The 24,870-nt window shown below is 63.7% G+C and carries 21 protein-coding genes; 13 read left to right on the forward strand and 8 right to left on the reverse strand.

What is annotated here, in order from left to right:
• Nucleotides 1–42: 42 nt before the first annotated feature.
• The 3 genes from deoA to BZG29_RS06080 all read left to right on the forward strand — a co-directional run bounded on the left by deoA (nucleotide 43) and on the right by BZG29_RS06080 (nucleotide 3,078).
• Entirely contained in the window at nucleotides 43–1,365 is a 1,323-nt protein-coding gene (gene deoA, locus BZG29_RS06070; protein WP_077400041.1) for a thymidine phosphorylase, read from the forward strand.
• An 83-nt stretch (nucleotides 1,366–1,448) separates the two neighbouring features.
• Nucleotides 1,449–1,856, forward strand: a complete 408-nt coding sequence (locus tag BZG29_RS06075; protein ID WP_077400044.1) for a cytidine deaminase — start codon at nucleotides 1,449–1,451, stop codon at nucleotides 1,854–1,856.
• Between the two features lie 10 nt (nucleotides 1,857–1,866).
• The gene (locus tag BZG29_RS06080; RefSeq protein WP_077400048.1) at nucleotides 1,867–3,078 is read left to right on the forward strand and encodes a nucleoside deaminase; all 1,212 of its coding nucleotides are present in this window, start codon (nucleotides 1,867–1,869) and stop codon (nucleotides 3,076–3,078) included.
• Between the two features lies 1 nt (nucleotide 3,079).
• Here BZG29_RS06080 and BZG29_RS06085 read toward each other — a convergent pair whose 3' ends face one another.
• The 6 genes from BZG29_RS06085 to BZG29_RS06110 all read right to left on the reverse strand — a co-directional run bounded on the left by BZG29_RS06085 (nucleotide 3,080) and on the right by BZG29_RS06110 (nucleotide 8,000).
• The gene (locus tag BZG29_RS06085) at nucleotides 3,080–4,243 is read right to left on the reverse strand and encodes a dipeptidase (RefSeq protein ID WP_150130809.1); all 1,164 of its coding nucleotides are present in this window, start codon (nucleotides 4,241–4,243) and stop codon (nucleotides 3,080–3,082) included.
• An 11-nt stretch (nucleotides 4,244–4,254) separates the two neighbouring features.
• Nucleotides 4,255–4,677, reverse strand: a complete 423-nt coding sequence (locus BZG29_RS06090; RefSeq protein ID WP_077400054.1) for a VOC family protein — start codon at nucleotides 4,675–4,677, stop codon at nucleotides 4,255–4,257.
• Between the two features lie 159 nt (nucleotides 4,678–4,836).
• Entirely contained in the window at nucleotides 4,837–5,106 is a 270-nt protein-coding gene (locus tag BZG29_RS06095) for a hypothetical protein (RefSeq protein WP_077400057.1), read from the reverse strand.
• A 141-nt stretch (nucleotides 5,107–5,247) separates the two neighbouring features.
• A complete protein-coding gene (locus BZG29_RS06100) occupies nucleotides 5,248–5,763 on the reverse strand; it encodes a hypothetical protein (RefSeq protein ID WP_077400061.1) in 516 nt (171 codons plus the stop codon).
• A 91-nt stretch (nucleotides 5,764–5,854) separates the two neighbouring features.
• Nucleotides 5,855–6,532: a TetR/AcrR family transcriptional regulator gene (locus BZG29_RS06105; protein ID WP_077400064.1), complete on the reverse strand. Its 678-nt coding sequence runs from the start codon at nucleotides 6,530–6,532 to the stop codon at nucleotides 5,855–5,857.
• 10 nt (nucleotides 6,533–6,542) lie between these two features.
• Nucleotides 6,543–8,000 (reverse strand): PLP-dependent aminotransferase family protein, encoded by a 1,458-nt coding sequence (locus tag BZG29_RS06110; protein ID WP_077400067.1) that lies wholly within the window; start codon nucleotides 7,998–8,000, stop codon nucleotides 6,543–6,545.
• A 199-nt stretch (nucleotides 8,001–8,199) separates the two neighbouring features.
• Between BZG29_RS06110 and BZG29_RS06115 the strand changes: the two genes are divergently transcribed.
• From BZG29_RS06115 to BZG29_RS06145, 7 genes are all read left to right on the forward strand, one after another.
• On the forward strand, nucleotides 8,200–9,516 hold the full coding sequence (locus BZG29_RS06115; RefSeq protein ID WP_077400070.1) for an aspartate aminotransferase family protein: 1,317 nt from the start codon (nucleotides 8,200–8,202) through the stop codon (nucleotides 9,514–9,516).
• A gap of 84 nt (nucleotides 9,517–9,600) precedes the next feature.
• A complete protein-coding gene (locus tag BZG29_RS06120) occupies nucleotides 9,601–11,103 on the forward strand; it encodes a CoA-acylating methylmalonate-semialdehyde dehydrogenase (RefSeq protein WP_077400074.1) in 1,503 nt (500 codons plus the stop codon).
• Nucleotides 11,104–11,147: 44 nt separating this feature from the next.
• Entirely contained in the window at nucleotides 11,148–12,515 is a 1,368-nt protein-coding gene (locus tag BZG29_RS06125; RefSeq protein WP_077400077.1) for an NAD(P)-dependent oxidoreductase, read from the forward strand.
• Nucleotides 12,515–13,795, forward strand: coding sequence for an NAD-dependent dihydropyrimidine dehydrogenase subunit PreA (preA, locus tag BZG29_RS06130; protein ID WP_077400080.1), 1,281 nt, complete (start codon nucleotides 12,515–12,517; stop codon nucleotides 13,793–13,795). The genes BZG29_RS06125 and preA overlap by 1 nt, the downstream gene beginning before the upstream one ends.
• Before the next feature lie 109 nt (nucleotides 13,796–13,904).
• Entirely contained in the window at nucleotides 13,905–15,389 is a 1,485-nt protein-coding gene (locus tag BZG29_RS06135; protein ID WP_077400083.1) for an NCS1 family nucleobase:cation symporter-1, read from the forward strand.
• Nucleotides 15,390–15,405: 16 nt separating this feature from the next.
• Nucleotides 15,406–16,797 carry a dihydropyrimidinase gene (gene hydA / locus BZG29_RS06140; RefSeq protein ID WP_077400086.1) on the forward strand — a complete coding sequence of 464 codons (1,392 nt, stop codon included), beginning with the start codon at nucleotides 15,406–15,408 and terminating at the stop codon, nucleotides 16,795–16,797.
• Nucleotides 16,798–16,807: 10 nt separating this feature from the next.
• Nucleotides 16,808–18,043 carry a Zn-dependent hydrolase gene (locus BZG29_RS06145; RefSeq protein WP_077400089.1) on the forward strand — a complete coding sequence of 412 codons (1,236 nt, stop codon included), beginning with the start codon at nucleotides 16,808–16,810 and terminating at the stop codon, nucleotides 18,041–18,043.
• Nucleotides 18,044–18,045: 2 nt separating this feature from the next.
• On the opposite strand, the gene BZG29_RS06150 is transcribed toward BZG29_RS06145, so the two are convergent.
• Together BZG29_RS06150 and BZG29_RS06155 are read right to left on the reverse strand one after the other, a co-directional pair.
• Entirely contained in the window at nucleotides 18,046–19,800 is a 1,755-nt protein-coding gene (locus tag BZG29_RS06150) for an allantoate amidohydrolase (RefSeq protein ID WP_077400092.1), read from the reverse strand.
• Between the two features lie 73 nt (nucleotides 19,801–19,873).
• Nucleotides 19,874–20,812, reverse strand: a complete 939-nt coding sequence (locus BZG29_RS06155) for a LysR family transcriptional regulator (protein WP_034754583.1) — start codon at nucleotides 20,810–20,812, stop codon at nucleotides 19,874–19,876.
• Nucleotides 20,813–20,943: 131 nt separating this feature from the next.
• On the opposite strand from BZG29_RS06155, the gene BZG29_RS06160 reads away from it, so the two are divergent.
• The 3 genes from BZG29_RS06160 (at nucleotide 20,944) to BZG29_RS06170 (ending at nucleotide 24,830) form a co-directional block, all read left to right on the forward strand.
• Nucleotides 20,944–22,176 (forward strand): urate hydroxylase PuuD, encoded by a 1,233-nt coding sequence (locus BZG29_RS06160; protein ID WP_077400096.1) that lies wholly within the window; start codon nucleotides 20,944–20,946, stop codon nucleotides 22,174–22,176.
• On the forward strand, nucleotides 22,173–23,405 hold the full coding sequence (locus tag BZG29_RS06165; protein ID WP_077400099.1) for a M20/M25/M40 family metallo-hydrolase: 1,233 nt from the start codon (nucleotides 22,173–22,175) through the stop codon (nucleotides 23,403–23,405). Before BZG29_RS06160 ends, BZG29_RS06165 begins: the two co-directional genes overlap by 4 nt.
• A gap of 63 nt (nucleotides 23,406–23,468) precedes the next feature.
• Nucleotides 23,469–24,830 (forward strand): amidase, encoded by a 1,362-nt coding sequence (locus BZG29_RS06170; protein WP_077400102.1) that lies wholly within the window; start codon nucleotides 23,469–23,471, stop codon nucleotides 24,828–24,830.
• Nucleotides 24,831–24,870 lie beyond the last annotated feature (40 nt).

Raw genomic sequence — 24,870 nt, forward strand, 5'->3', positions numbered from 1 at the left:
TCCGCAGGGACTGACCCCAGATCTCATGATTGGAGTTATTCCATGTTGTTAACCCAGGAAATCATTCGCAAGAAGCGCGACAAGGGCGTGCTGAGCGCCGAGGAAATTCAGTTTTTCGTGCGCGGCATCACTGACGGCAGCGTCAGCGAAGGCCAGATCGCGGCGCTGGGCATGGCCGTCTATTTCAATGACATGAACATGGACGAGCGCGTGGCGTTTACCCTGGCCATGCGCGATTCCGGCCAGGTGCTGGATTGGCGTTCGCTGAACTTGCCGGGCCCTATCGTCGACAAGCATTCGACGGGCGGCGTGGGCGATGTCGTCTCCCTGCTGCTGGGCCCCATGGTCGCCGCGTGCGGCGGCTACGTGCCGATGATCTCGGGCCGCGGCCTGGGACACACGGGCGGCACCTTGGACAAGTTCGACGCCATTCCAGGCTATTGCACGGTGCCGGACAATGAACTGTTCCGCAAGGTGGTGCAGGATATCGGCGTGGCCATCATCGGCCAGACGGCGCAGCTGGCACCGGCCGACAAGCGTTTCTACAGCATCCGCGACGTCACCGCCACGGTGGAATCGGTGGCCATGATTACCGGCTCCATCCTGTCGAAGAAACTCTCGGCCGGGCTGGATGCGCTGGTGATGGACGTGAAAGTGGGCACTGGCGCCTTCATGCCGACCTACGACAAGTCGGTGGAACTGGCCGAAAGCATCGTCGCCGTCGGCAATGGCGCGGGCATGCAGACGTCGGCGATTTTGACGGACATGAACGAGTCGCTGGCGCCGTACGCCGGCAATGCGCTGGAAGTGCGCGGCGCCATGGATTACCTGACGGGCCGTTCGCGTCCCGCGCGCCTGCACGAAGTCACCCTGGCGCTGTGCGCCGAGATGCTGGTGCTGGGCGGCCTGGCCGCCAGCGAAGAGGAGGCACGCGTGAAATTGATGGCTGCGCTCGATTCGGGCGAAGCGGCCGAGCGCTTTGCGCGCATGGTGTCTGCCCTGGGCGGCCCGGCCGACCTGGTCGAACATCCGGACAAGCACCTGGAACAGGCGCCATTCATCGTGCCGGCGCCGGCGCTGTCGGCCGGTTTTGCCAACGTGCGCGATTGCCGCGCCATTGGCCTGGCCGTGGTGGCCCTGGGTGGTGGCCGCCGCCGTCCGACGGACAGCATCGATTTCGCTGTCGGCCTGACGGACCTCGTGCACCATGGCGAGCAGGTGGCTGTCGGCCAGCCGCTGGCCATGGTGCACGCGCGCACGGAAGCGGCGGCGCAGCAAGCCGTCAGGGAAATCCAGGATGCGTATGACATCAGCGCGGTCGCGCTGGCGGCTAAGCCGGTGATTTATCGTACCATTCGTCCTTAAACTAAACCCAGAAGCAAAGTCCGGGGTCGTACCCTGAGGGTACGACCCCGGCATCTCGCTGTTGGGGTTGAAAAGAAAACAAAATGAACAACCAAGAACTGATCGCCGAAGCCAACGCCGGCCGCGAACTGGCCTACGCGCCCTATTCGCGTTTCAAGGTGGGCGCTGCGCTGCTGTGCAAGGATGGCCGCGTCTTCCGCGGCTGTAACGTGGAAAATGCCGCCTATGGCCTGTGCAACTGCGCCGAACGCACGGCGTTTTTCAGCGCCATCGCGCATGGCTGCAAGCCGGGCGACTTTGCCAGGCTGGCCGTCACGGGCGACACGGCGGAACCGATCTCGCCATGCGGCGCCTGCCGCCAGGTGATCTTCGAGATGGGCGGCGCCGACCTGCCGGTGATCCTCACCAATCTGAAAAACGATGTCATGGAAGTGACGGCGGGCTGGCTGCTGCCGCACGGCTTCGGCAATTCCGACCTGGATATGCAGTAACAGGATCCGCTTGAACAAGACGATCGACATCCAGGCCGCCGTGGCGATTGCCGCGGCCGAAGCCATGGCAGCCAAGACGCAGGGCACCTTCGGCGTGGGCGGCGTGCTGCTCGATGGCGCCGGCAACGTGCTGCAATCGATGCATAACAACGTCGTGCGCCAGGGCCTGGTGTTCGACCCCACCGCGCATGGCGAGCGCCAGCTGGTAGACTGGTATTTCGCCGAACGGGCCAAGGGCACGCCCTTGCCGCCGCCGGGCGAACTGACCATCGTCACCTCGCTCGATCCGTGCTGCATGTGCACGGGGGCGATTCTGGCGGCCGGTTTCAACGTGGTGGTGGCCGCGCCCGATGTCAAGGCCGGCATCAATTACGATGGCAGCGCCACGTTTACGGCCTTGCCGGCGCCCCTGCAGGCGCAGGCCGGCCGCAGCTTTTGCTATCCGGCCGTGCGCGGCGCCACCGAGTATGCGCGCCTGCCTTCCGGCGCCGCGCCCAAATCTTTTTTCATCGGCAAGAGCATCCACGAGGCGACGCAGGCACTGTGCTCGCTCGTATTCGAGTCGACATCGGCGCAGGTGATGCAGTTGCTGAATGCCGGCGACGACGTGCAGCTGCGTGATCCGGCCACCTTGCCATCCGAGCATGCCGTGGTGCGCGCCCTGCGCCGCCGCTATCCTGACGCCCTCACTTACCGCTGCGCGCCGCATGCGCCCGATGCGGGCCTGGCGCCCTTCCTGCAGGCGGCGATGGAGCAGGATGTGCGCGATGGCGGGCAGGGCGACGCGGCCGCCTTGCTCGATTCCTTTGGCAACCTGCTGCTGTGCATGCCGGGAAACGTGGCGCAGTCGGTCATCCGCACGCCGTTCATGGAATGCACGCGCCAGTACGCGCAGCTGCGCTTTGAATTGATGGCGAACGCGGCGCCGGCGTTGCAGGAAGAATTCAAAAGCTACCTGGGCCACCCCAAGCACGGCACCTTCGTGCTGGCCATAGGCCCGGACGACAGCGCAGCCAGTTTCATGACCCTGGGCGCCTATGGCTCCACCATGGAGGGGGCGCTGCCGGAAAATAATCCCGCGCAATTCCAGTATGTGCGCCCGGCCATGGCGGAAGACGCGCTGCTGGCGCTGTGCGAGTCGATGCCGCCGCTATACCGCAAGCTGATACGCATCCGGCCGCGCCAGGTGGCGGACCAGGCCCTGGTCCAGGCGCTAGGCTAGCCTAGGCGTCATCGTCCGGCAGGTTTTTCAGTAAAAAGTCGCGCACGTTTCCGCCCGCCACGCGGCGGATCTGCGCTTCCGACAAGCCTGCGTCGAGCAGGGCCTGCGTCAGGCGCGGCAAGCCCGTCGCATCGATGGCGGTGGTGACGGCGCCGTCGAAGTCCGAACCATAGGCCACGTGTTCGGCACCGATCAGTTTTACCGTGTACTTGATGGCGCGCGCGATGGACGCCAAGTCCTTGCCGCAGACGGCCGTATTCCAGAAACCGATGCCCACCAGGCCACCCTGGGCGGCGATGCGTTTCAGTTGTGCGTCGCTCAGGTTGCGCCCATTGGCGCAAGTGCCGCGCACGCCCGTGTGGGACACCATCACGGGGCGTTTCGCCATCGTCAATACGTCGTCGATGGTAGCCGGCGAGGCGTGCGCCAGGTCGACGATCATCTTGCGCTGCTCCATGGCGCGCAGCCATTGCTTGCCCAGCGGCGTCAAGCCGCCTTTCTTCAAGCCGTGCTGGGAGCCGGACAGTTCCGTATCGAAGAAGTGCGTGGGCGCGGCCATGCGGTAGCCGGCCCGGTACAGAGTATCGAGGTTGTCCAGCTTGCCTTCCAGCGCATGCGCGCCTTCCAGTGTCAGCCAGCCGGCCAGCAGGGTGGGATCTTGCTCGCGCGCGGCGATGAAGCTGCGCAGTTGCGCGCGGCTGCCGATGACCCTGACCTTGCCTTGGCTCTTGGCCGCTTGCTGGCGCAGCTCGTCGGCCTGGTAGGTAGCGCGCGCCAGCAGGCTGTTCCAGGTGGCAGGTGGCAAGCCTTGCGCCACCACCAGGGCCGTGATGTTGTCCGTGTCGCTGCCATTGCGCTCGATATTCATCTTGCGCGGCGTCTTGGTGACGACGGAAAAGGCTTGCAGCGCCACGTTGGCCCGCTGCAGGCGGGGGAAGTCGACATGGCCGCGCTGGCTGTCTCGGTTCAGATTGCGTTGCCACAGCAGGCTATCCGCATGCAGGTCGGCGATCCACAGGCTCTGGTGCAGGGCTACAGCGGCTGCCGACGGCGCCTTGCCGGACGGAGGATGGACACGGTTGAGGTGCTCGTCGACGAGGACGGGAGCGGACAGGAAACCGCCGATCAGCGCAAGGCTGGCGGCGGCGAGGGTACTGATAATCATTGTTCTCCGTTTTACCATGGATCGTAGGTGCCCAGGCTCCAGATATGGCCTTCCGGGTCGCGGCAGGTAAAGCCCCGTCCGCCGTAATCTTCATCCTTGATGTCGAGCACGATTTCGGCGCCGGCTTCGCGCGCGCTGCGGTAGACGGCATCGGCATTGCTGACGACCAGATAGCAGTTTTGCGTGTTCGCACCACCGACGTCGCCGGGCAGTTTCATCAGGCGGCCATAGTCGCTGTCGATGGCCGGCGCCACCATGACCATGCCATTGCCAAAGCTCAGTTGCGCATGGGCGACGCCGCCGTTACCGTCAGGCACAATCAATTGTTTTTCAAAGCCGAGCGCCTTGCACAGCCATTCGATGGCGGCGGGCGCGTCGCGGTAGCGCAGGCAGGGAATGGTCGTGCCGGTTGTGGCTTTTGCAGTCGAGGTCATCAGAAAACTCCTATGGCTATGGGGGAGTAGCTTCGATTGTTAATCTTGCGTAGCGTTCCGTCTCAATACCATCCATCGGGAGGGGTTTGATGCCCGTCAGTGCCGCGCCCATCCATAGTGCCATAGAATAATCATTGCACTCTTGCTACTGCGCAATTTTTATTGCGGCGATTGCTGCGAGTCCGCCGCTTTCTGATCCGCGCCGGCATCGTCGCTGTTGCTTGCCCATTTCAGCAGCATGACGAGGGCAAACAGCATGATGGCCAGCGGCAAGATGGTGATCACGAACGCCAGGCCCAGGCAGCATGCAAGCAGCATGGGCCAGGACATGGCGCGCAGGGCTGCCATGCCCTGGCGCGTGTAAGCGCACAGCTCGCTCCAGAATGCGCTGAAGGAAGTACTGCCCGGTGCCGAATTGAGGTCTTTCATGCCGTTCTCCTGTCGTGTGGGTGCCGCTGCGTATGCAAGCTGGCGATGAATCCACTATAGGCAAAACCCCGCTGCCAGACATCGCGTATGCGACGAATGGCAGGAATGGCGGACCGAACGGCGACAAACCAGGACAAACGGTTATTCAAACACCTTGAGTTTCAGCTGGAAACTGAGGGCGCCATACAGGCGGTCCTTGTAGGATGGCACGATGGCGATATTCACGCCCACGCGCTGGTATTCATAGCTGATGGTGGGCACCAGGGCCGGGAACCAGCCGCCATCGCGCATCTTCGGATAGCCGCTGAAGCCGCCAACGACGGCGCCGACGCGCAGCGGGCCCACCTTGATGGGCTGGTAGTACACGCCCAGGTAGTTCGAATAGGCGCGGTCGCTATTGTAGAAGCGGCCGGCCGTGACCGAGGCGACGGTGGAAAAGCGGTATTCGCCGCCCAGGCCCGGATTGCTGTCGTTCAGGTTCTTGTCGCGCTGGAAATGATACGAATAAAAGCCCGCGTTGAGCCAGGTTTCGCTCAGCGGCTGGTTGTCTATCATGCCGACTGTCTGCGCCTGTGCCGCGCCCGCCACTGCCAGCAGCGCCGCGCAGGCAGCTTTGCCCAGCAATGACGCGGTGCGCGCCGATGACCATTGTTTCATGCCTGTTCCTTATCCTGTCGATATTGCGCCGCCATTGCAAGCGCTTCAGCGCGCCATGCTATCACTGTCAGATTGTTCATTGGAAATTTCATCACGTGCCGGAGACTGCTCCGGGCAGGGCGATGGCCGCCTGCACCATGTGCGTAAGCAGGATTTCAGCATCCTCGTAATCCTTGCGCGTGAGCTGCTTGCGCTCCAGCACCAGGGCCATCTGCGCTGAAAAATCCGCATACGATTGCGTCATGGCCCAGATGGCGAACATCAGGTGCGTGGCGTTGACGGGCGCGATCCTGCCGGCGGCGATCCAGGCTTCGAAGACGGCGATATCCTTGCGCAGCAGGGGCACGACCCGGTCGCGTATCTGTGCGCCATACAGGGGCGCGCCATTGATCACTTCCAGCGCATACACGCGCGAAGCCCACGGCTGTTCGCGCGAAAAACGCAGTTTGGCACCGATGTACGCGCGCAGCACGTCGCGCGGCTCGTCGTGTTCATTGGACAGCGATTCCATGCGCGCCAGCCAGTCGTCGAGCACATCGTCGAGCACGCGCTGGTACAGCAGCTGCTTGGACGGGAAGTAATACATCAGATTTTGCTTCGACAGGCCGGCCCGCTCGGCGATGGTGGCGATCGACGCGCCCTCATAGCCGCTTTCCGCGAACACGCGCACGGCTTGCTCGAGGATGTCCGCTTCCAGGCGGTCTCGGTTCTGCAGGCGTCGGCCGCCGGCATTTTTCACGGAAAGGGCAGGGGATTTGTCGCTGGCCATGGCGGGTTCTTTAGCGTGGGCGGATCGATTGCAGGAAGGCCTGCAGCAAGGGGGTATCGGTGTAGGCCACGTTGAAGCGGAACCACACCGTCTCGGGCGCGCGCAGCATGAAAAATTCGTTTGGCGACAGCAGGATGCCGGCCTTCAAGGCCATGTCGGCGATGATCTTGCCATTCCACTCCGGCGTTTGCACATCGGGCCAGCCGGCGCTGACGAACATGCCGCCGCGCGGACGCGCTACGGGCGCCATGCCCGCCTGCGCCAGGCAATCGATGCTGCGTTCGCGGGCCGCATCGAGCTGCGCCACCAGGCGTTCCACCATGCGCTTGTAGGGCCGCGCGGAGATGGCGTGGTAGACGGCGCGCTCATTGATTTCCGACGTCGTCAGTCCCGCCAGCATTTTCACGCGCACCAGTTCGGCCACCAGCGAAGGCGAGGCGCAAATCGACCCCACGCGCAGCACGGGCGACAGGGTCTTGGAAAAACTGCCCACGCGGATCACGCGGCGCAAGCCGTCCATGGCCGCCAGCGACGCGTCGCCGCGCGCGGCCAGTTCGCGGTAGATATCGTCTTCCACCAGCCAGAAATCGAATTGCTCGGCTAGCGCCAGCAGGCGATGTGTCTGCGCCTGGCTGAGCGAGGTACCCAAGGGATTTTGCAGCACCGTGTTGACGAACATCAGCTTGGGCTGCGTGCGCGCCGCCTCGCTGGCCAGCGCATCGAGGTCCAGGCCCGCCTCGCCGCGCGCAATGCCCACGGGAATGCAGCCGTGGTGGCGGATCAGCGACTGCAGATTGCTGTAGCCGGGATCTTCCACCAGCACCGTGTCGCCCGGCTTGGTCAGGCTGCGCAGGATCAGATCGAAGGCATGCGTGGCGCCATGCGTCAGCAAGACCTGGTCCGGCTCGACCTGGAACAGCTCCTCCGACAGGCTGGTGGCCAGGTGCTGGCGCAGCGAAGGAAAACCGAGAGGATGGCCATAGCCGCGCAAGCGGCTGGCGGGAATGCGCATGGCCTGGCGCACGGCATCGAGCACGGTCGCTTCGCCATACATCTCGGGCGGCAGCCAGCCCGCGCCCACGGGCAGGGCGTCGGACACGCCCGAATACAGGTCCGGCGTGAGGGCGTCGATGGCGGTGGGACTCGCGTGTACGGCGGCCTGCGGCGAGGCGGCAATATCGTGGCGCGCGACGAAGTAGCCGGAACCGCGCCGCGACGACAGCAAGCCGAGGTTGACCAGGCGGTCATAGGACTCGACGACGGTAAAAGTCGACACGCCATTGCAGCGGGCGAACTGGCGCACGGACGGCATGCGCGTGCCGATGCGCAGGGCGCGGCTGCCCACCATGATGCTGATGGCGACGACGATCTGCTCGACCAGGCCGCCCTTTTTCTGGCGGTCGATGTCGAGCACGGGCCAGCCGCTGGTCTGTTCGGGGGCATCGTCTGCGCTGTCGCTGTGCTTCACGGTGGCTCCTTATGCTGCCTTGCACAAAACTGTAGTGGCTTTTCGGCCTGTACGGTTGGGATACTTTGCCGTTTGTGTATCTGTGCCATTGCGGATGGCCTGTCTATTATTACATCAGCTTTTTGCCAACTGGTAAATTATTTTACGCTTCGTCAAAAACGATCCTGGCCTCGCGCCAGCCCATCTCAAGGAGAAGGTCATGAACGAAACAAGGCCGGAATCGATGTCGGCATTCTGGATGCCGTTTACGAACAACCGCGATTTCAAGGCCAACCCGCGCTTGCTCGTGTCGGCCGAAGGCATGTACTACAAGGACGTCGATGGCAACAGCATCCTCGATGGCACGGCCGGCCTGTGGTGCGTGCCGTGCGGCCATGCGCAGCCGAAAATCGTCGGCGCCATCCGCGAGATGGTGGGCCAGCTGGACTTCGCGCCGACCTTCCAGATGGGCCATCCGGCTGCCTTCGACCTGGCGGAAAAACTGATGGATTACACGGGGCATAAATTTGGCCACGTGTTTTATACGAACTCCGGTTCCGAGGCCGTCGACACGGCCCTGAAGATCGCGCTGGCCTATCATCGGGCGCGTGGCGAGGGCGCGCGCACGCGCCTGATCGGCCGCGAACGCGGTTACCACGGCGTGGGCTTCGGCGGCATTTCCGTGGGCGGCATCGGCGGCAACCGCAAGACCTTCGGGCCCTTGCTGCCCGGCGTGGACCACCTGCCGCACACGCATAACCTGAACCAGAATGCCTACACGGTGGGCGAGCCCGAATACGGCACCCACCTGGCCGACGAACTGGAACGCATCGTCGCCCTGCACGACGCCTCGACGATTGCCGCCGTCATCGTCGAACCGGTAGCCGGTTCCACAGGGGTGCTGATCCCGCCGAAAGGCTATCTGAAACGCTTGCGCGAGCTGTGCACCAAGCACGGCATCCTGCTCATCTTCGATGAAGTCATCACGGGTTTTGGCCGCATGACGACGCCGTTCGCGGCTGATTATTTCGACGTCGAGCCTGACCTGATGACGACGGCCAAGGGCCTGACCAACGGCATGGTGCCGATGGGGGCCGTCTTCAGCAAAAAGTATATTCACGACGCCTTCATGGATGCGCCGGCCGGCATCGAACTGTTCCACGGCTATACGTATTCCGGCCACCCGCTGGCCTGCGCCGCCTCGCTGGCGACTCTGCAAGTTTTCGAGGAACAGGACATCCTGGGCCATGCTAAAGCGATGCAGGCGTATTGGAGCGACGCCGTGCATTCCTTGAAAGGCTTGCCGCACGTGATCGATCTGCGCAGCATTGGCCTCATCGCCGGCATCGAACTCGATCCCATTGCCGGCAAACCCGGTGCGCGTGCCTTCAACGCCTTCAAGCAGGCCTTCGCCGACGGCGTGCTGATACGCACGACAGGCGACATTATCGCGCTGTCGCCGCCGCTGGTGTTGGAGAAACAGCATGTCGACGAGCTGTTTGGCAAGCTGGCCAAGGTGCTGAAAAATCTCGATTGAACGGCAAACCCAAAACAAGAGCCGGGGTCGGACCCTGAGGGTCCGACCCCAGTCTTTGCCTCTGGGTTAAAAAATGGAAAACCAATGAACAACCTCGACACCATTACCCACTACATCAACGGCGCCAAAATCGACACCCAACGCGGCCGCTACGGCGACGTCTATAACCCCGCCCTGGGCGTACCCGTGGCCCGGGTGGTGCTGGGCACCGTGGAAGACGTGGACGCGGCCGTGCAGGCGGCGGCCGCCGCATTTCCCTCGTGGTCGGCCACGCCGCCGCTGACGCGCGCCAGGGTCCTGTTCCGCTATCTGCAGCTGTGCCAGCAGCATACGGATGAATTTGCCGCCATGCTCACGCGCGAGCATGGCAAGACCTTTGCCGATGCGCAGGGTGAAGTGGCGCGCGGCATCGAGATGGTGGAATTTGCCGTCGGCATCCCGCAACTGTTGAAGGGGGAATTCACGGACCAGATTTCGCGCGGCATCGATGCCTGGTCCATGCGTCAGGCGCTCGGTGTGGTGGCCGGCATCACGCCATTCAATTTTCCCGTGATGGTGCCGATGTGGATGTTCCCGGTGGCGATTGCCTGCGGCAATACCTTCGTCTTGAAACCGTCTGAGCGCGATCCGTCGGCATCCCTGCTGCACGCGAAACTGTTGAAAGAAGCAGGCTTGCCCGACGGCGTCTTCAACGTGGTGCAGGGCGATAAAGTGACCGTCGATGCCTTGCTCGACCACCCCGTGGTGCAGGCAATCAGCTTTGTGGGCTCGACGCCGATCGCCGAATACATCTATGCGCGCGGCAGCGCCAGCGGCAAGCGGGTGCAAGCGCTGGGCGGCGCGAAGAACCACATGGTGGTGATGCCCGACGCGGACATGGACATGACGGTCGACGCGCTGATCGGCGCGGCCTACGGTTCGGCGGGCGAGCGCTGCATGGCCATCTCCGTCGTCGTGGCCGTGGGCCACGCGGGCGACAAGTTGATCGACGCACTGGCAACGCGCACGGCCGCACTGAAAGTGCGCGACGGCATGGAAGATGGTGCGGAAATGGGACCGGTCGTGTCGCTGGCGGCCAAGCAGCGGATCGAAAAACTGATCGCCTCGGGCGTGGAGCAGGGCGCCACTCTTGTCGTCGATGGCCGCAACCACGTGGTGCCTGGCCGCGAGAACGGTTTCTTTGTCGGCGGCACCTTGTTCGACCATGTGACGCGCGACATGAGCATCTACAAGGAAGAGATTTTTGGCCCCGTGCTGTGCGTGCTCCGGTGTCCTGACGTGGTGCAGGCGGTGGAGCTGATCAACGCAAACGAGTATGGCAACGGCGTGGCCATCTACACGCGTGACGGCGGCGTGGCGCGCGAATTCGTGCGCCAGATCCAGGTCGGCATGGTGGGCGTCAACATCCCCTTGCCCGTGCCGATGGCCTTCAACAGTTTCGGCGGCTGGAAGCGCAGCATGTTCGGCGACCACCACGCGTATGGCCCCGAAGGCGTGCGTTTCTACACGCGCCACAAGGCCGTGATGCAGCGCTGGCCGAACACGGCAAGCGCTGGTGTGGAATTTGCTTTTCCCCAGATGAAGTAAGGGTTTTAAATCAAACATCGGCCGCACAAAAAAAGGAAACCGCGATGATCGAGTCCTTGAGTTATTTACCGCATCCCGCCCTGCCCAACGAGGAATTGGCGGGCCATTTCACGGACCTGGCACCGCCCCTGACGGCGCGCCAGGCCGCCATCGAAAGCGCCCGCTGCCTGTATTGCTACGACGCGCCGTGCAGCCGCATCTGTCCGTCGGAAATCGACGTGGCCAGCTTCATCCGCAATATCCACGACAAGAACATCAACGGCGCCGCCGCCGGCATCCTGAAGCAGAACATCCTGGGCGGCAGCTGCGCGCGCGTCTGCCCGACGGAAATCCTGTGCGAAGACGTCTGCGTGCGCAACCACGACGCCGAAGGCCAGCCCGTCAAGATCGGTCTCTTGCAGCGCTACGCCGTCGACCACATGCATTTTACGGCGCACCCGTTCGAGCGGGCGGCAAGCACGGGCAAGACCATCGCCATCGTCGGCGCGGGCCCGGCGGGACTGTCGTGCGCGCACCGCCTGGCCATGCTGGGCCACGACGTGGTGATCTTTGAAAAAGAGGGCAAGGCGGGCGGCCTGAATGAATACGGCATCGCCAAGTACAAGCTGACGGACGACTTCGCGCAAAAGGAAATCGACTTCCTGCTCGATATCGGAGGCATCGCCATCCGATGTCGCCAGGCGCTGGGCGAAAACGTGCAGCTGCGCGACCTGCACGCGCAGTACGACGCCGTCTTCCTCGGCCTGGGCCTGGGCGCCAGCCGCAAACTGGGCTTGACGGGCGAGGACGCACCGGGCTTGCTGGCCGCCGTCGATTACATCGCCGCGCTGCGCCAGGCGGACGACCTGGCCGCGCTGCCTGTGCCGAAACGCGCCATCGTCATTGGCGCCGGCAATACGGCCATCGACATGGCCGTGCAAGTCCAGCGTTTGGGCGCCGAGGAAGTCACCCTCGTCTACCGGCGCGGTTTCGACGCCATGACGGCCACGCACCACGAACAGGAGATTGCCAAGGCGAACCAGGTGCGCATGCTGACGTGGGCCCAGCCGCAGCAAGTGCTGCTCGATGCGGCAGGCAAGGTGGCGGGCATGCGCTTCGAGAAGACGCAGATGCAGGGTTCACGTCTGGCGGGGACGGGTGAAACCTTCGACGTGGCGGCCGACGCCATCTTCAAGGCCATCGGCCAGAGCCTCGATACGCAGGTGCTGCATGACCCGATGGCATCCTTGTTGCAGCGCGAAGGCGACAAGATCGCCGTCGATGCGGGTTTTCGCACGGTGCTGCCGGGGATCTATGCGGGCGGCGATTGCGTGGCGCCGGGGCAGGACTTGACGGTGCAGGCCGTCCAGCATGGCAAGCTGGCCGCACTGGCCATCCATTCCGATTTGTTGAATAAAGTGGAGGCTGCATAATGGCTGATCTCAGCATCGAATTTTGCGGCATCAAGGCGCCGAATCCCTTCTGGCTGGCGTCCGCACCGCCGACCGACAAGGCCTATAACGTGGTGCGCGCCTTCGAAGCGGGGTGGGGCGGCGTCGTGTGGAAGACGCTCGGTGAAGATCCTGCCGCCGTCAACGTCTCGTCGCGTTATTCCGCCCTGTACGGCAAGAACCGCGAAGTGGTCGGCTTTAATAACATTGAACTGATTACCGACCGTTCGCTGGAGATCAACCTGCGCGAAATCACGCAGGTGAAAAAGGATTGGCCGGACCGCGCCATGATCGTCTCCCTGATGCTGCCCTGCGAAGAGCACTACTGGGCCGACATCCTGCCCAAGGTCGAGGCGACGGGGGCGGACGGTATCGAACTCAATTTCGGCTGCCCGCACGGCATGCCGGAGCGGGGCATGGGCGCGGCCGTGGGCCAGGTGCCCGAGTATGTGCAGATGGTGACCGCTTGGTGCAAGAAACACAGCCGACTGCCCGTCATCGTCAAGCTCACGCCCAACATCACGGACGTGCGCATGCCGGCGCGCGCGGCCAAGGCGGGCGGCGCGGACGCCGTCTCGCTGATCAACACCATCAACTCGATCACCTCGCTGGACTTGGACCGCATGGTGGCCTTGCCCATCGTCGGCGGCGCCAGCACGCACGGCGGCTATTGCGGGTCCGCCGTGAAGCCCATCGCCCTGAACATGGTGGCGGAAATCGCCCGCGATCCGCAGACGCGCGGCTTGCCCATTTCCGGCATCGGCGGCATCGGCAACTGGCGCGACGCGGCCGAATTCCTCGCCCTCGGCGCCGGCTGCGTGCAGGTGTGCACGGCCGCCATGCTGCATGGTTTTCGCATCGTCGACGAGATGAAGGATGGCCTGTCGCGCTGGATGGACGAGAAGGGCTATGCACGCATCAGCGATTTTTCCGGCAAGGCCGTGGCCAACACGACGGACTGGAAATACCTGGACATGAATTACCAGGTGATCGCGCAGATCAATCAGGACGACTGCATCAAGTGCGGCAAGTGCTACGTGGCTTGCGAAGACACTTCGCACCAGTCGATCGCGCAACTGATCGACGCCGCCGGCACGCGCACATATGAGGTGATCAAGGAGGAATGCGTGGGCTGCAACCTGTGCGAAATCACCTGTCCGGTGCAGGGCTGCATCACGATGGTGCCGCAGGTTACGGGCAAGCCGTACATGAACTGGACGCAGGATCCGCGCAACCCCCGGGCATTGGCGGAATCGGTATAGGGCACGTTTTTTGCGTACGTATATTTTATAAACAGTTGCTCAACTTTGCAGTAAGCTAGGCCGCAGCCGTTTTTAAAACGCCCAACCTCCCAACCGATGGAGCAAACCTGTGAACCACGACTATTCAGGCAATACGCAACTCTGGAATGAAGACCTGGCGCCCACCACGGCGGCGCAGCGCACCTGGCGCTGGTATCACTTTGCCGCGCTGTGGGTCGGCATGGTGATGTGCATTCCCGCCTACACCCTGTCGGCCAGTCTGATCGACAGCGGCATGTCCGGCTACCAGGCCGTGCTCACGGTATTTCTCGCCAACGCCATCGTGCTCCTGCCGATGCTGCTGATCGGCCATGCGGGCACCAAGTACGGTATCCCGTATGCCGTGCTGGCGCGCGCCTCGTTCGGCACCATGGGCGCGCGCTTGCCGGCCTTGATGCGCGCCATCGTCGCCTGCGGCTGGTACGGCATTCAGACCTGGTTCGGTGGGCAGATGATCTATACCCTGATGGGCGTGCTGGTGGGCCATGAGCTGGGCGGCGAGAAGATCGCGGGCCTGGGCATCAACGGCAGCCAGCTGCTGTGCTTCCTGGCTTTCTGGGCCATCCAGTTCTATTACATCCTGCACGGCATGGAGTCGATCCGCAAGCTCGAAACCTACACGGCGCCGCTGAAAATCCTCATCTGCTTCGTGCTGCTGTATTGGGTGCACAGCAAGGCGGGCGGCGTGGTCAGCCTGCTGGACCAGCCGTCGCAATTTATCCCCGGCGGTAAAAAAGCGGGCCAGTTCTGGAGCGTCTTCTGGCCGTCGCTCACCGCCATGGTGGGTTTCTGGGCCACCCTGGCATTGAACATCCCTGACTTCACGCGCTTCGCCAAGACGCAGCGCGACCAGGTGATCGGCCAGTCGATCGGCTTGCCGGTACCCATGGGCTTGCTGGCCATGCTGGCCGTGATCGTCACGGCGGGTTCCGTCGTCATGTACGGCAAGGCCATCTGGGACCCTGTCGACCTGGCCAGCCGCATGACGGGCGCCGCCGTGCTGATTGCCCTGATCATCCTCTTGATCGACACGGTCAGCGTCAACTTGGCTGCCAACCTTGTGGGCCCGGCGTACGACTTTTCCTCGCTGGCGCCGAAGCAGATTTCGTACAAGATGGGCGGCTACATCACGGCCTTCATCGCCATCGTCATGATGCCGTGGAAGGTGCTCGAGTCGACGCAGGGCTACATCTTCACGTGGCTGATCGGCTACTCGGCCCTGCTGGGCCCCATCGCCGGCATCCTCATCGTCGACTATTATTTTGTGCGCAAGACGCAGCTCGACGTCAAACAGCTGTACCGCGACGACGGCGTGTACTCATATGGCAACGGCTGGAATATGGCGGCCATGATCGCCTTTGTCATTGCCGTGCTGCCGAATATCCCCGGTTTTTTGAACGCGGCCTTTCCTTCGGCGTTTCCCGACGTGGCCGAAGGCTTCAAGACTGTCTATACCTACGCCTGGTTCGTGGGCGTGGCCATCGCCGCCGCCGTCTACGGCGTCATGATGAAGGGCAAGGTGGCGGCGCACGTGCAGCAGGCGCCGCAGTCGTAATCACAGAGGAGACAAGATGACTACACTGATACGTGGCGGTACTGTCGTCAACGCTGACCGCGCGTTTCGCGCCGATGTGCTGATCGAGGGCGACACCATCGCCTCCGTCGGCGAGAACCTTTTGGCACCCGCCGGCGCCACGGTGATCGATGCAGGCGGTCTGTACGTGATGCCGGGCGGGATCGACACGCACACGCACATGAATTTGCCCTTCATGGGCACGGTGACGTCCGACGACTTTTTCACGGGCACGGCGGCGGGACTGGCGGGCGGCACCACCACCATCATGGACTTCGTCATCCCCGCACCGAAGCAGTCGCTGATCGAGGCCTATCACCAATGGCGCGAGTGGTCGGCCAGGGCGGCCGGCGATTACACCTTCCACGTGGCGATCACATGGTGGAGCGAGCAAGTACATGCAGAGATGGGAGTGCTGGTGCGCGAGCATGGCGTGAACAGCTTCAAGCATTTCATGGCCTATAAAAACGCCATCATGGCCGACGATGAAACCCTGGTGAAAAGCTTTACCCGTTCGCTGGAGCTTGGGGCGCTGCCCACCGTGCATGCGGAAAACGGCGAGCTGGTTTTTCAATTGCAGCAAGCCTTGCTCAAAAAAGGCATCACGGGGCCGCAGGCGCACCCGCTGTCTCGCCCGCCGGCCGTGGAAGCGGAGGCGGCCAACCGCGCCATCGCGATTGCCAATGTCCTCAATACCCCCGTGTACATCGTGCACGTCTCGTGCGCCGAATCGCTGGACGCCATCACGCGGGCGCGCGCTAACGGCCAGCGCGTGTATGGCGAAGCGCTGGCGGGCCACCTGGTGATCGACGACAGCGTCTACCAGGGCGACGATTTCGATTTCGTCGCGGGCCACGTCATGAGTCCTCCGTTCCGCGGCAAGCACCATCAGGCAGCCCTGTGGCACGGCCTGCAAAGCGGCAACCTGCACACGACGGCCACCGACCATTGCACCTTTTGCGCCGAGCAGAAGGCGGCCGGCAAGGACGACTTCACGCGCATCCCGAACGGTTGCGGCGGCGTCGAGGAACGCATGGCCGTCGTGTGGGATGCGGGCGTCAATTCCGGCATGCTGACGCCGTCCGAGTTCGTCAAGGTGTCATCGACCAATGCGGCGCAGATTTTCAATATGTATCCGCGCAAGGGCGTCATCGCCGTTGGCAGCGATGCCGACATCGTGTTGTGGGACCCGCAGGGCACGCGCACCATTTCCGCCGCCACGCAGTTCGCCAGGGGAGGCTTCAATGTCTTCGAAGGACGCACCGTGCGCGGCATCCCCAGTACCACGATTGCCGCCGGCAAGGTGGTCTTCCACCAGGGCGAGTTGATGGCCGTCGAAGGGGCCGGGCGCTATGTCGAACGGCCCGCCTTTTCCGCCACCACCGCATAAGGAGTTGACGATGGATGAATTGCGTATCAATGGCGAACGATTGTGGGCGGCCCTGATGGAACTGGCGCGCATCGGCGCGACAGCGAAGGGCGGCGTCAAGCGCCTGGCCCTGACGGACCTCGACAAAGAAGGCCGCGACCTGGTGGTGCGCTGGGGCACGGAGGCGGGCATGAGCATCACGATCGACCAGATCGGCAATGTCTTCATGCGCCGCGATGGCGCCGACAATACCTTGCCGCCCGTGATGACGGGCAGCCATATCGACACGCAGCCCACGGGCGGCAAGTTCGATGGCAATTACGGCGTACTGGCCGGCCTGGAAGTGGTGCGTACCCTGAATGATTTGCAAATCAAGACGCAGGCGCCCATCGAAGTGGCCTTCTGGACCAACGAGGAAGGCTCGCGCTTCGTGCCCGTGATGATGGGGTCGGGCGTATTTTGCGGCGCCTTTTCGCTTGAAACCGCGTATGCGGCGAAGGATACGGAAGGAAAAACCGTGGGCGAGGAGCTGGCGCGCATCGGATACAAGGGCGACCAGGTGCCGGGCGACCATCCCATCGGCGCCTATTTTGAAACGCATATCGAGCAGGGCCCTGTGCTGGAAGACGCCGACAAGGTCATCGGCGTGGTGCCGGCCGTAATGGGGCTGTCGTGGTACGACTGCGTGGTGACGGGCATGGAAGCGCATGCGGGACCGACGCCCATGGGCTTGCGCAAGGATGCGCTGCAGGTGGCCACTACCATCATGCAGGAAGTCGTCGCCATTGCGAACCGCTACCCGCCGTACGGGCGCGGCACGGTGGGCATGGTGCAGGTGTTCCCGAACAGCCGCAACGTGATCCCCGGCGAAGTCAAATTCAGCATCGACCTGCGCAACGTGAATGATGAACTGCTCAACACCATGCATGGCGAGATCACGGCCTTCATCGACGCGACGCGCATCGGTACGGGACTGGATATATCTCTTGAACGGGTTTCCTATTACCCGCCATGCCCGTTCCACCCTGACTGCGTGGGTGCCGTGCGCAACGCGACTGAAAAGCTGGGTTACTCGGTGATGGACGTGGTCTCCGGTGCCGGCCACGACGCCATCTACGCGGCCAGGCTGGCGCCGGCCGGCATGATCTTCGTGCCGTGCAAGGACGGCATCAGCCACAATGAAATCGAAGACGCCAAGCCCGAGCATCTGGAAGCTGGCTGCAACGTGCTGCTGCACGCGATGCTGGAGCGGGCCGTGGCGGTGTAACCCTAGGGCTTGGGCTGGAAATTGCGCAAAAACGCCAGCAGCGCGCGCGCTGCGATGTCGGCGTCGTCGGCCGTCATGGTTTCCAGCGGATTGTGGCTGATGCCACCATTGCCGCAGCGGGTAAACAGCATGGCCACGTCGGTGATGGCGGCCATGGCCATGGCGTCGTGGCCCGCGCCCGACAGCAGCGCATACGGTGCGATGCCGACCGATTCCACGGCTTGTGCCAGCTGCGCCATCAGCCACGGCGCGCACGGCGCCGCACGCGCGGACAGCAGCAGCTCCAGCTGATAGTCGATCTGGCGCCGCGCGCAGATGGCGGCGATGCCATCCAAGATATCGTCGACGGCCGCCTGGCGTACGGCGTCAACGGCTGCGCGGATGTCGAGCGACAGGGTGCAGGCGCCGGCGATCACGTTGACGGAGCCGTTGGGTACGTGCAGCTGGCCCACTGTGCCCACCAGCGCTTCGCCCTGGCTGCAGCGGTGCTCCACCAGCAGGATGATTTCGGCCGCCGCACTGGCGGCATCCTTGCGCATGGTCATGGGCGTGGTGCCCGCGTGGCTGGCCACGCCGCCAAGATTGACCAGGTAGCGCGAGCTGCCGGCAATCGCCGTGACGATCCCCAGCGGCAGGTCGCGTTCCAGCAGCACGGGACCCTGCTCGATATGCACTTCCACATAGCCGAGCAAGTCGGCTGGGTCACGCGCGATGGCGCCGATGGCGCTTACTTCGTGGCCAGCGGTGGCCAGCGCGTCGCGCATGCTCACGCCATCCGCATCGAGCTGCTCCAGCAGCGATACGTCGAACTTGCCCGTGACGGCCGTACTGCCCAAAAACGTGCTCTTGAAGCGCACGCCTTCTTCCTCAGCGAAGCCGACAATCTCGAAGTGAAATGGCAGCTTTTCGCCCTGTTCGTGCAGGTGGCGCACGACGGCGATCGGCAGGACGATACCCAGACGGCCATCGTACTTGCCGCCGTTGCGCACCGTGTCGTAATGCGACCCCGTCATCAGCGTCTTTGCGCCTGGTAGGTCGGAAGGGTAGCGGCCGACCACATTGCCGACGGCGTCGATGTGCACCTGCATGCCCGCCTCGCGCATCCAGTCGGCCAGCTGCGCGGCGGTTTTGCGGTGCGCCGGCGTCAGGTAGGCGCAGGTCAGGTTGTAATCGCTGTCGCTCCAGCCGGCCAGGGTTTCGGCATGCTGCATGATGGCCGGGCCGAAGTCCAGGCGCACGTCGAACAGGTCGTTCAGGCGAAGCTCGGCGATGCGCTTGATCTGCCGCAGCGATTCGGCCAGTTCATCGGCTCGCCGGTTTTTCAGGCGCCGCGCAAACGTGGCGATGATATCCTGGCGCGTGAGGCCTTCGCCCGTCGGGCCCTTGACGGCCAGGATGAAGGGAAAGCCGAACTTGGCGTTGTAGTCGTCGTTCAGGCGCTGCAGGGTGGCGAATTCGTCGGCGCTGCACAGGTTCAGGCCGGACTTGGCCTGCTCGTGCGTCGATTCCGCCGTCAATTGCCCTGCGATGGCGGCCTTGCCAGCCAGCTCCGGGTGGGCGCGTATCAGCCCCAGCTGCTCTTCGGGCGAAGCTTGCGCCAGCACGCGCTGCAGCTCCGTCTTGAGCGCCGTCAGGCTGGGAAATGGCCGGGCGGGCACCGCGCGCTGGGCGATCCAGGGCGAATGTTCATAGATGCCGTGCAGCCGTGCGATAAAGTTTGCCGGACTGCCGGCGTTCAGGTCTGAAAGGGTGGTCATGGTTTTCCGATCATGCAAGCGGTGATGATAGCGCCCAGTTCCTGTCTCCATTATATGCGTGTGCTGATAGCGGCTATCGCTGCACCAGCGCCTTGGCGGCCGCGCTGACCTGGTCGCGCAGCCATTTGTGTTCGGGCGCCTGGTGCACGCGCTGGTGCCACAGCTGGTAAAAACGCATGGGCGGGAATTTCAGAGGCACGGTATACGTTTTCAGCGGCAGCGTCTTTTCATAGAAGCGCATGAATTGCCTGCCCGTGGTCAGTACCAGATCCGTCTGCGTCAGCATGTAGGGAATCAGGCCGAAATATGCCGACTCCACCACCACGTTGCGCTGCAGGTTTTGCCGTTCGAGGAAGGAGTCGATCACGCCGTGATAGCCGGGCATCATCTGCGACGGCGCCACGTGGGGCAGGCTCAGATAATCGTCGAGGGTCATGGCGTCGCTGGCCGTGCGCCGCGCATAGGCGTTTTCCGCATGCATGGCGCAGATGATGGGGTCTTCGAACAGCTTCGAGATATGCAGATGCGCGGGCGGCTCGTCCCAGTTGGCGATCACCAGGTCCAGGCCCCCATCGGAGAGCTGGCGGATATGGTCGATGCCTGGCCCCAGGCTGTGCAGCACGACGCGGCTTTTCGGCGAACCGCGGCGCAGCAGCGCCACCACATTGGGCAGGAACTGGCTGTCCAGGTAGTCGGGCGCGGCGATGTGGAAGGTGCGCGCTTCTTCCTGCGCCACGAACGGCGTCTTCTTGACGAACAGGCTTTCCGTCTGGTCGAGGATGCGCTTGGCCGGATTGAGCAGGCTTTCGCCATGCTGGGTCGGCACCATGCCGCGCGCGCCGCGCACGAGCAGCGGGTCGCCCGTCAGTTCGCGCAGCTTGCGCAGGGAGGCGGAAATCGAAGGCTGCGGCTGATTGAGTTTCAGCGCCACGCGCGAGACATTCTTTTCCACCAGCAGCAGGTAGAGGATGCGGATCAAGTGCAGGTCGAGGTGTTGCGGCAGGCTGGACATGTGGCGGCGGCTCTGTTGTATATCGATTTGAATATGTCAAATATACGATATTTTTCATGTGATGGGCGGTAAATCCGTTTATCTTGTGTAGATTGGCACGAATATTGGTTCGGTCTGACTAGAGGAAATTTATGGAAGTATTTGCCTACCTGATTCCGTACGGCCTTGAGTGGCTGAACCTGATCGTCCGCTGGCTGCACGTCATCACGGGCATCGCCTGGATCGGTGCTTCCTTCTATTTTGTCTGGCTCGACAACTCGATCCGCCCGCCCGCTCCCGGCTCCGAGCTGGCGAAAAAGGGCGTGTCGGGAGAATTGTGGGCCGTGCACGGCGGCGGCTTTTACAACCCGCAAAAATACCTGGTGGCACCCGCCGAATTGCCGAAGGAACTGCACTGGTTCAAGTGGGAAGCGTATTCCACCTGGCTGTCCGGCTTTGCCCTGCTGACCATTGCCTACTATTTCAATGCCCAGGCCATGATGATCGACAAGGCCGTGGCGGACATCAGCAGCGGCCAGGCCGTCGGCATCGGCATCGCCACCCTCGTCATCGGCTGGACCGTATACGATCTGCTGTGTCGCTCGAAGCTGGCGCAATATGAGCTGTGGTTCGGCGTGACGGTGTTCGCGCTGATCGTCGGCGCCGCATACGTGCTCACGCATTGGCTCAGCGGGCGCGCCGCCTACATCCACGTGGGCGCCATGATCGGCACCATCATGGTGGCCAATGTACTGATGCTGATCATTCCCGGCCAGCGCAAGATGGTCGAAGCCATGGCCGCCGGCAAGCTGCCCGATCCCAAACACGGCCAGAAGGCCAAGCAGCGCAGCGTGCATAACAATTACTTTACCTTGCCCGTGCTGTTCATCATGATCAGCAACCACTATGCGATGACCTATCGGAACGATCATGCCTGGCTGGTGCTGGCGCTGATCATGGCGGCCGGCGTTTTCATTCGCCACTTCTTCAACCTGCGCCACAAGGGCCGTGTCGAGTGGCGCTACCCGGCCATCGGCGTGGCCTTGCTGGTGGCAGTGGCTGTGGCCATCGCGCCGAAAGCGCCCGTGACCATGGCGGCCGCGCCGGCGGTGGACCCGGCCGCGCAGTTCAAGGCCGTGCATGCCATCATCGCCCAGCGCTGCGCCACCTGCCATTCGGCCCGGCCCACGCAAGCGGGTTTCGCCACGGCGCCGGCCGGCATGATGCTGGATAATGAAGTCGAAATCCGCCAGCACGCGGCGCAAATCTACAAGCAGGCCATCGAACTGAAGGCCATGCCGATCGGGAACCTGACCAATATGACGGAGGCCGAGCGCAGTGAACTGGGCGCCTGGCTGCAACAGACCATGCAAGGAGAAAAATGACAACGCACGCAGAACAGATTACGGCCTGGATCGACAGCCATTTCGACGAGGAAGTCGCCTTTTTGCAGAAGGTGGTGCAGCAGCCGACGGATACCCCGCCCGGCAATAACGCGCCGCATGCGGAGCTGGTGGCGCAGCTGCTGCAGGCGTATGGCTGGCAGGCGGAAAAGCATGCGGTGCCAGCGGAGCAGGTGGAAGCGTACGGCATGCAGAGCATCACCAACCTGATCGTGCGCCGGCCGTATGCGGCAGGCGGGCCGACGGTGGCCCTGAATGCGCATGGCGACGTGGTGCCGCCCGGCGACAACTGGACGTATCCGCCATACGGCGGCCAGATCGACGGCGGCTATATCTACGGCCGCGCGACGGCCGTCTCGAAGGGCGATTTCGCCACCTATGTGTTTGCCGCGCGCGCGCTCGAGGCGCTGGGCATTCCCTTGAAGGGCCAGCTCGAGCTGCATTTTACGTACGACGAGGAATTCGGCGGCTTGCTGGGGCCCGGCTGGCTGCTGGAACAGCAGCTGACGAAGCCCGATTTTGTCATCGCCGCCGGTTTCAGCTATGGCATCGTCACGGCCCATAACGCCTGCCTGCAGCTGGAAATCACCGTGCACGGCAAGTCGGGCCACGGCTCCATGCCGGAGACGGGACACGACGCGCTGCAGGCGGCCAACAAGATCCTCAATGCTATCTACGGCCAGTTGCCGGAGCTGAAAAAGGTCAAATCCGAGGTGGCGGGCATCGATTCGCCCACCATGCTGGTGGGGCGCATCGATGGCGGCACGAATACCAATGTGGTGCCGGGCAAGGTGGTCATGAAGATGGACCGCCGCATGATCCCGGAAGAAGACCCGGTGGCGGTGGAAGCGCAGGTGCGGGCTCTGATCGAAGATGCCGTGCGCGGCGAGCCCGGCATCCGCCTCGAGATCCGCCGCCTGCTGCTGTCGCACGCGCTGCGGCCCTTGCCCGGTTCCGAGCAACTGGTTGGCAGCTTGCAAAAGAATGCGCATGCCATCCTCGGCGAGACGATTCCGGCCGTCGGCACGCCCCTGTATGCGGATGCGCGCCTGTATGGCGAACGGGGCATCCCTGCCGTGCTGTATGGCGCCGGCCCGCGCACGGTGCCTGAATCGAACGCGAAGAAGGCCGACGAACGCCTGGCGCTTGACGACTTGCGCAAGGCCAGCAAGATCGTGGCCCTGACCCTGCTCGACTTCCTGGCCGCTTGACGAGGCGGCGACCATGCCGCTCGCATCCGGTAAGATGCATGCCTGGGAAATCGGGGAGGCAGCATGGATTTGACTGGCAAGAGGACGATAAGGGAACTGGCGGCCGACCTGGCCGCCGGCCGCATCAGCAGCGTGGCACTGACAGAGCAGATGCTGGCGCGCGCCGAGGCGCACCGGGCGCAGGGCGGCCATGCGTATGTGAGCCTCGATGGCGCGCAAGCCCTGGCCGAGGCCAGAGCCAGCGACGCGGCGCGCGCCTCCGGCTGGGTGCCTTCACCGCTGGCCGGCGTGCCTATCTCGATCAAGGACCTGTTCGACGTCAGGGGGCAGGTCAGCAGCGCCGCCTCGCTGGTGCTGGCTGACGCCCCGCCCGCCGTTGTGGATGCCGGCGCCGTGGCGCGCCTGCGCGCGGCAGGCGCCATCCTGCTGGGCCGCACCAACATGAGCGAATTCGCATTTTCCGGCCTGGGCTTGAATCCCCATTACGGCACGCCGCGCAATCCGCACGACCGCGCGCGCGTGGCGGGCGGCTCCACCTCGGGCGGCGCCGTGACGGTGGCGCTGTACATGGCGGCCGGCGCGCTGGGCACGGATACGGGCGGCTCGATCCGCATTCCGTCCGCTTTTTGCGGCCTGACGGGCTTCAAGCCGACGGCCGCTTCCGTGTCGCTGGCCGGCACTGTGCCCTTGTCGCGCTCCCTCGATTCGGCCGGCCCCATCGCGCACAGCGTCGATTGCTGCGCCATTTTGTACGCGGCGCTGTCGGGCCATGACATCGGCGCGCAGGCGCCGGCACTGAAAGGCTTGCGCTTCGGCTTTACCCTGGACTACGTCGGCACGCACGTGGCGCCGCAGGTGCAGCAGGCTTTCGATGCTGCCCTGGACAAGCTGCGGCAAGCCGGCGCCCTGGTGGAACAGTTCGATTTCCCCGAGTTGCTGGAGCTGCCGACGATCAATGGCGGCGGCGGGCTGGTGGCGGCGGAAGCCTGGCACTGGCACAGGGCGTTACTTGAAGAGAAGGGCGCGCAGTACGACCAGCGCGTGGCAGCGCGCATCCGCCGCGGCCAGCAGCAGGGCGCAGCCGACTACATCGACCTACTCGATGCGCGCGCGCGCCTGATCGGCGTCGCCCGGCGGCGCCTGGCGCCGTTCGATGCCTGGCTGATGCCCAGCGTGGCCATACTGGCGCCGGAAGTCGCGCCGCTGGAAGCGGATGACGCCACTTTTTTTGCCACGAATGGCCTGGTGCTGCGCAACGCCAGCGTGATCAACTTCCTCGACGGCTGCGCGCTGTCGCTGCCTTGCCACGCCGACGGCGAGCTGCCCGTCGGGCTGGGCATTTGCGGCTTGGCGGGGGAGGACGGTCAAATGCTGCAAATCGGCTGCGCCGTGGAGGCGCTGCTGCGGGGGCGTGGAAAAGAATAATGCTGTAGTGCAGAAAAATGCCAACTCTGTCATGATGGCT

This window comes from Janthinobacterium sp. LM6, assembly GCF_002002885.1.
In the GTDB taxonomy this organism is placed as follows: Bacteria; Pseudomonadota; Gammaproteobacteria; order Burkholderiales; family Burkholderiaceae_D; genus Janthinobacterium; species Janthinobacterium kumbetense.

Bases quoted from the DNA above. Each gene is read 5' to 3' on its own strand.
- deoA (WP_077400041.1), top strand. From the start codon at position 43: ATGTTGTTAACCCAGGAAATCATTCGCAAGAAGCGCGACAAGGGCGTG.
- BZG29_RS06075 (WP_077400044.1), top strand. From the start codon at position 1,449: ATGAACAACCAAGAACTGATCGCCGAAGCCAACGCCGGCCGCGAACTG.
- BZG29_RS06085 (WP_150130809.1), bottom strand. From the start codon at position 4,243: ATGATTATCAGTACCCTCGCCGCCGCCAGCCTTGCGCTGATCGGCGGT.
- BZG29_RS06090 (WP_077400054.1), bottom strand. From the start codon at position 4,677: ATGACCTCGACTGCAAAAGCCACAACCGGCACGACCATTCCCTGCCTG.
- BZG29_RS06095 (WP_077400057.1), bottom strand. From the start codon at position 5,106: ATGAAAGACCTCAATTCGGCACCGGGCAGTACTTCCTTCAGCGCATTC.
- BZG29_RS06100 (WP_077400061.1), bottom strand. From the start codon at position 5,763: ATGAAACAATGGTCATCGGCGCGCACCGCGTCATTGCTGGGCAAAGCT.
- BZG29_RS06105 (WP_077400064.1), bottom strand. From the start codon at position 6,532: ATGGCCAGCGACAAATCCCCTGCCCTTTCCGTGAAAAATGCCGGCGGC.
- BZG29_RS06115 (WP_077400070.1), top strand. From the start codon at position 8,200: ATGAACGAAACAAGGCCGGAATCGATGTCGGCATTCTGGATGCCGTTT.
- BZG29_RS06120 (WP_077400074.1), top strand. From the start codon at position 9,601: ATGAACAACCTCGACACCATTACCCACTACATCAACGGCGCCAAAATC.
- BZG29_RS06125 (WP_077400077.1), top strand. From the start codon at position 11,148: ATGATCGAGTCCTTGAGTTATTTACCGCATCCCGCCCTGCCCAACGAG.
- preA (WP_077400080.1), top strand. From the start codon at position 12,515: ATGGCTGATCTCAGCATCGAATTTTGCGGCATCAAGGCGCCGAATCCC.
- hydA (WP_077400086.1), top strand. From the start codon at position 15,406: ATGACTACACTGATACGTGGCGGTACTGTCGTCAACGCTGACCGCGCG.
- BZG29_RS06145 (WP_077400089.1), top strand. From the start codon at position 16,808: ATGGATGAATTGCGTATCAATGGCGAACGATTGTGGGCGGCCCTGATG.
- BZG29_RS06150 (WP_077400092.1), bottom strand. From the start codon at position 19,800: ATGACCACCCTTTCAGACCTGAACGCCGGCAGTCCGGCAAACTTTATC.
- BZG29_RS06155 (WP_034754583.1), bottom strand. From the start codon at position 20,812: ATGTCCAGCCTGCCGCAACACCTCGACCTGCACTTGATCCGCATCCTC.
- BZG29_RS06160 (WP_077400096.1), top strand. From the start codon at position 20,944: ATGGAAGTATTTGCCTACCTGATTCCGTACGGCCTTGAGTGGCTGAAC.
- BZG29_RS06165 (WP_077400099.1), top strand. From the start codon at position 22,173: ATGACAACGCACGCAGAACAGATTACGGCCTGGATCGACAGCCATTTC.
- BZG29_RS06170 (WP_077400102.1), top strand. From the start codon at position 23,469: ATGGATTTGACTGGCAAGAGGACGATAAGGGAACTGGCGGCCGACCTG.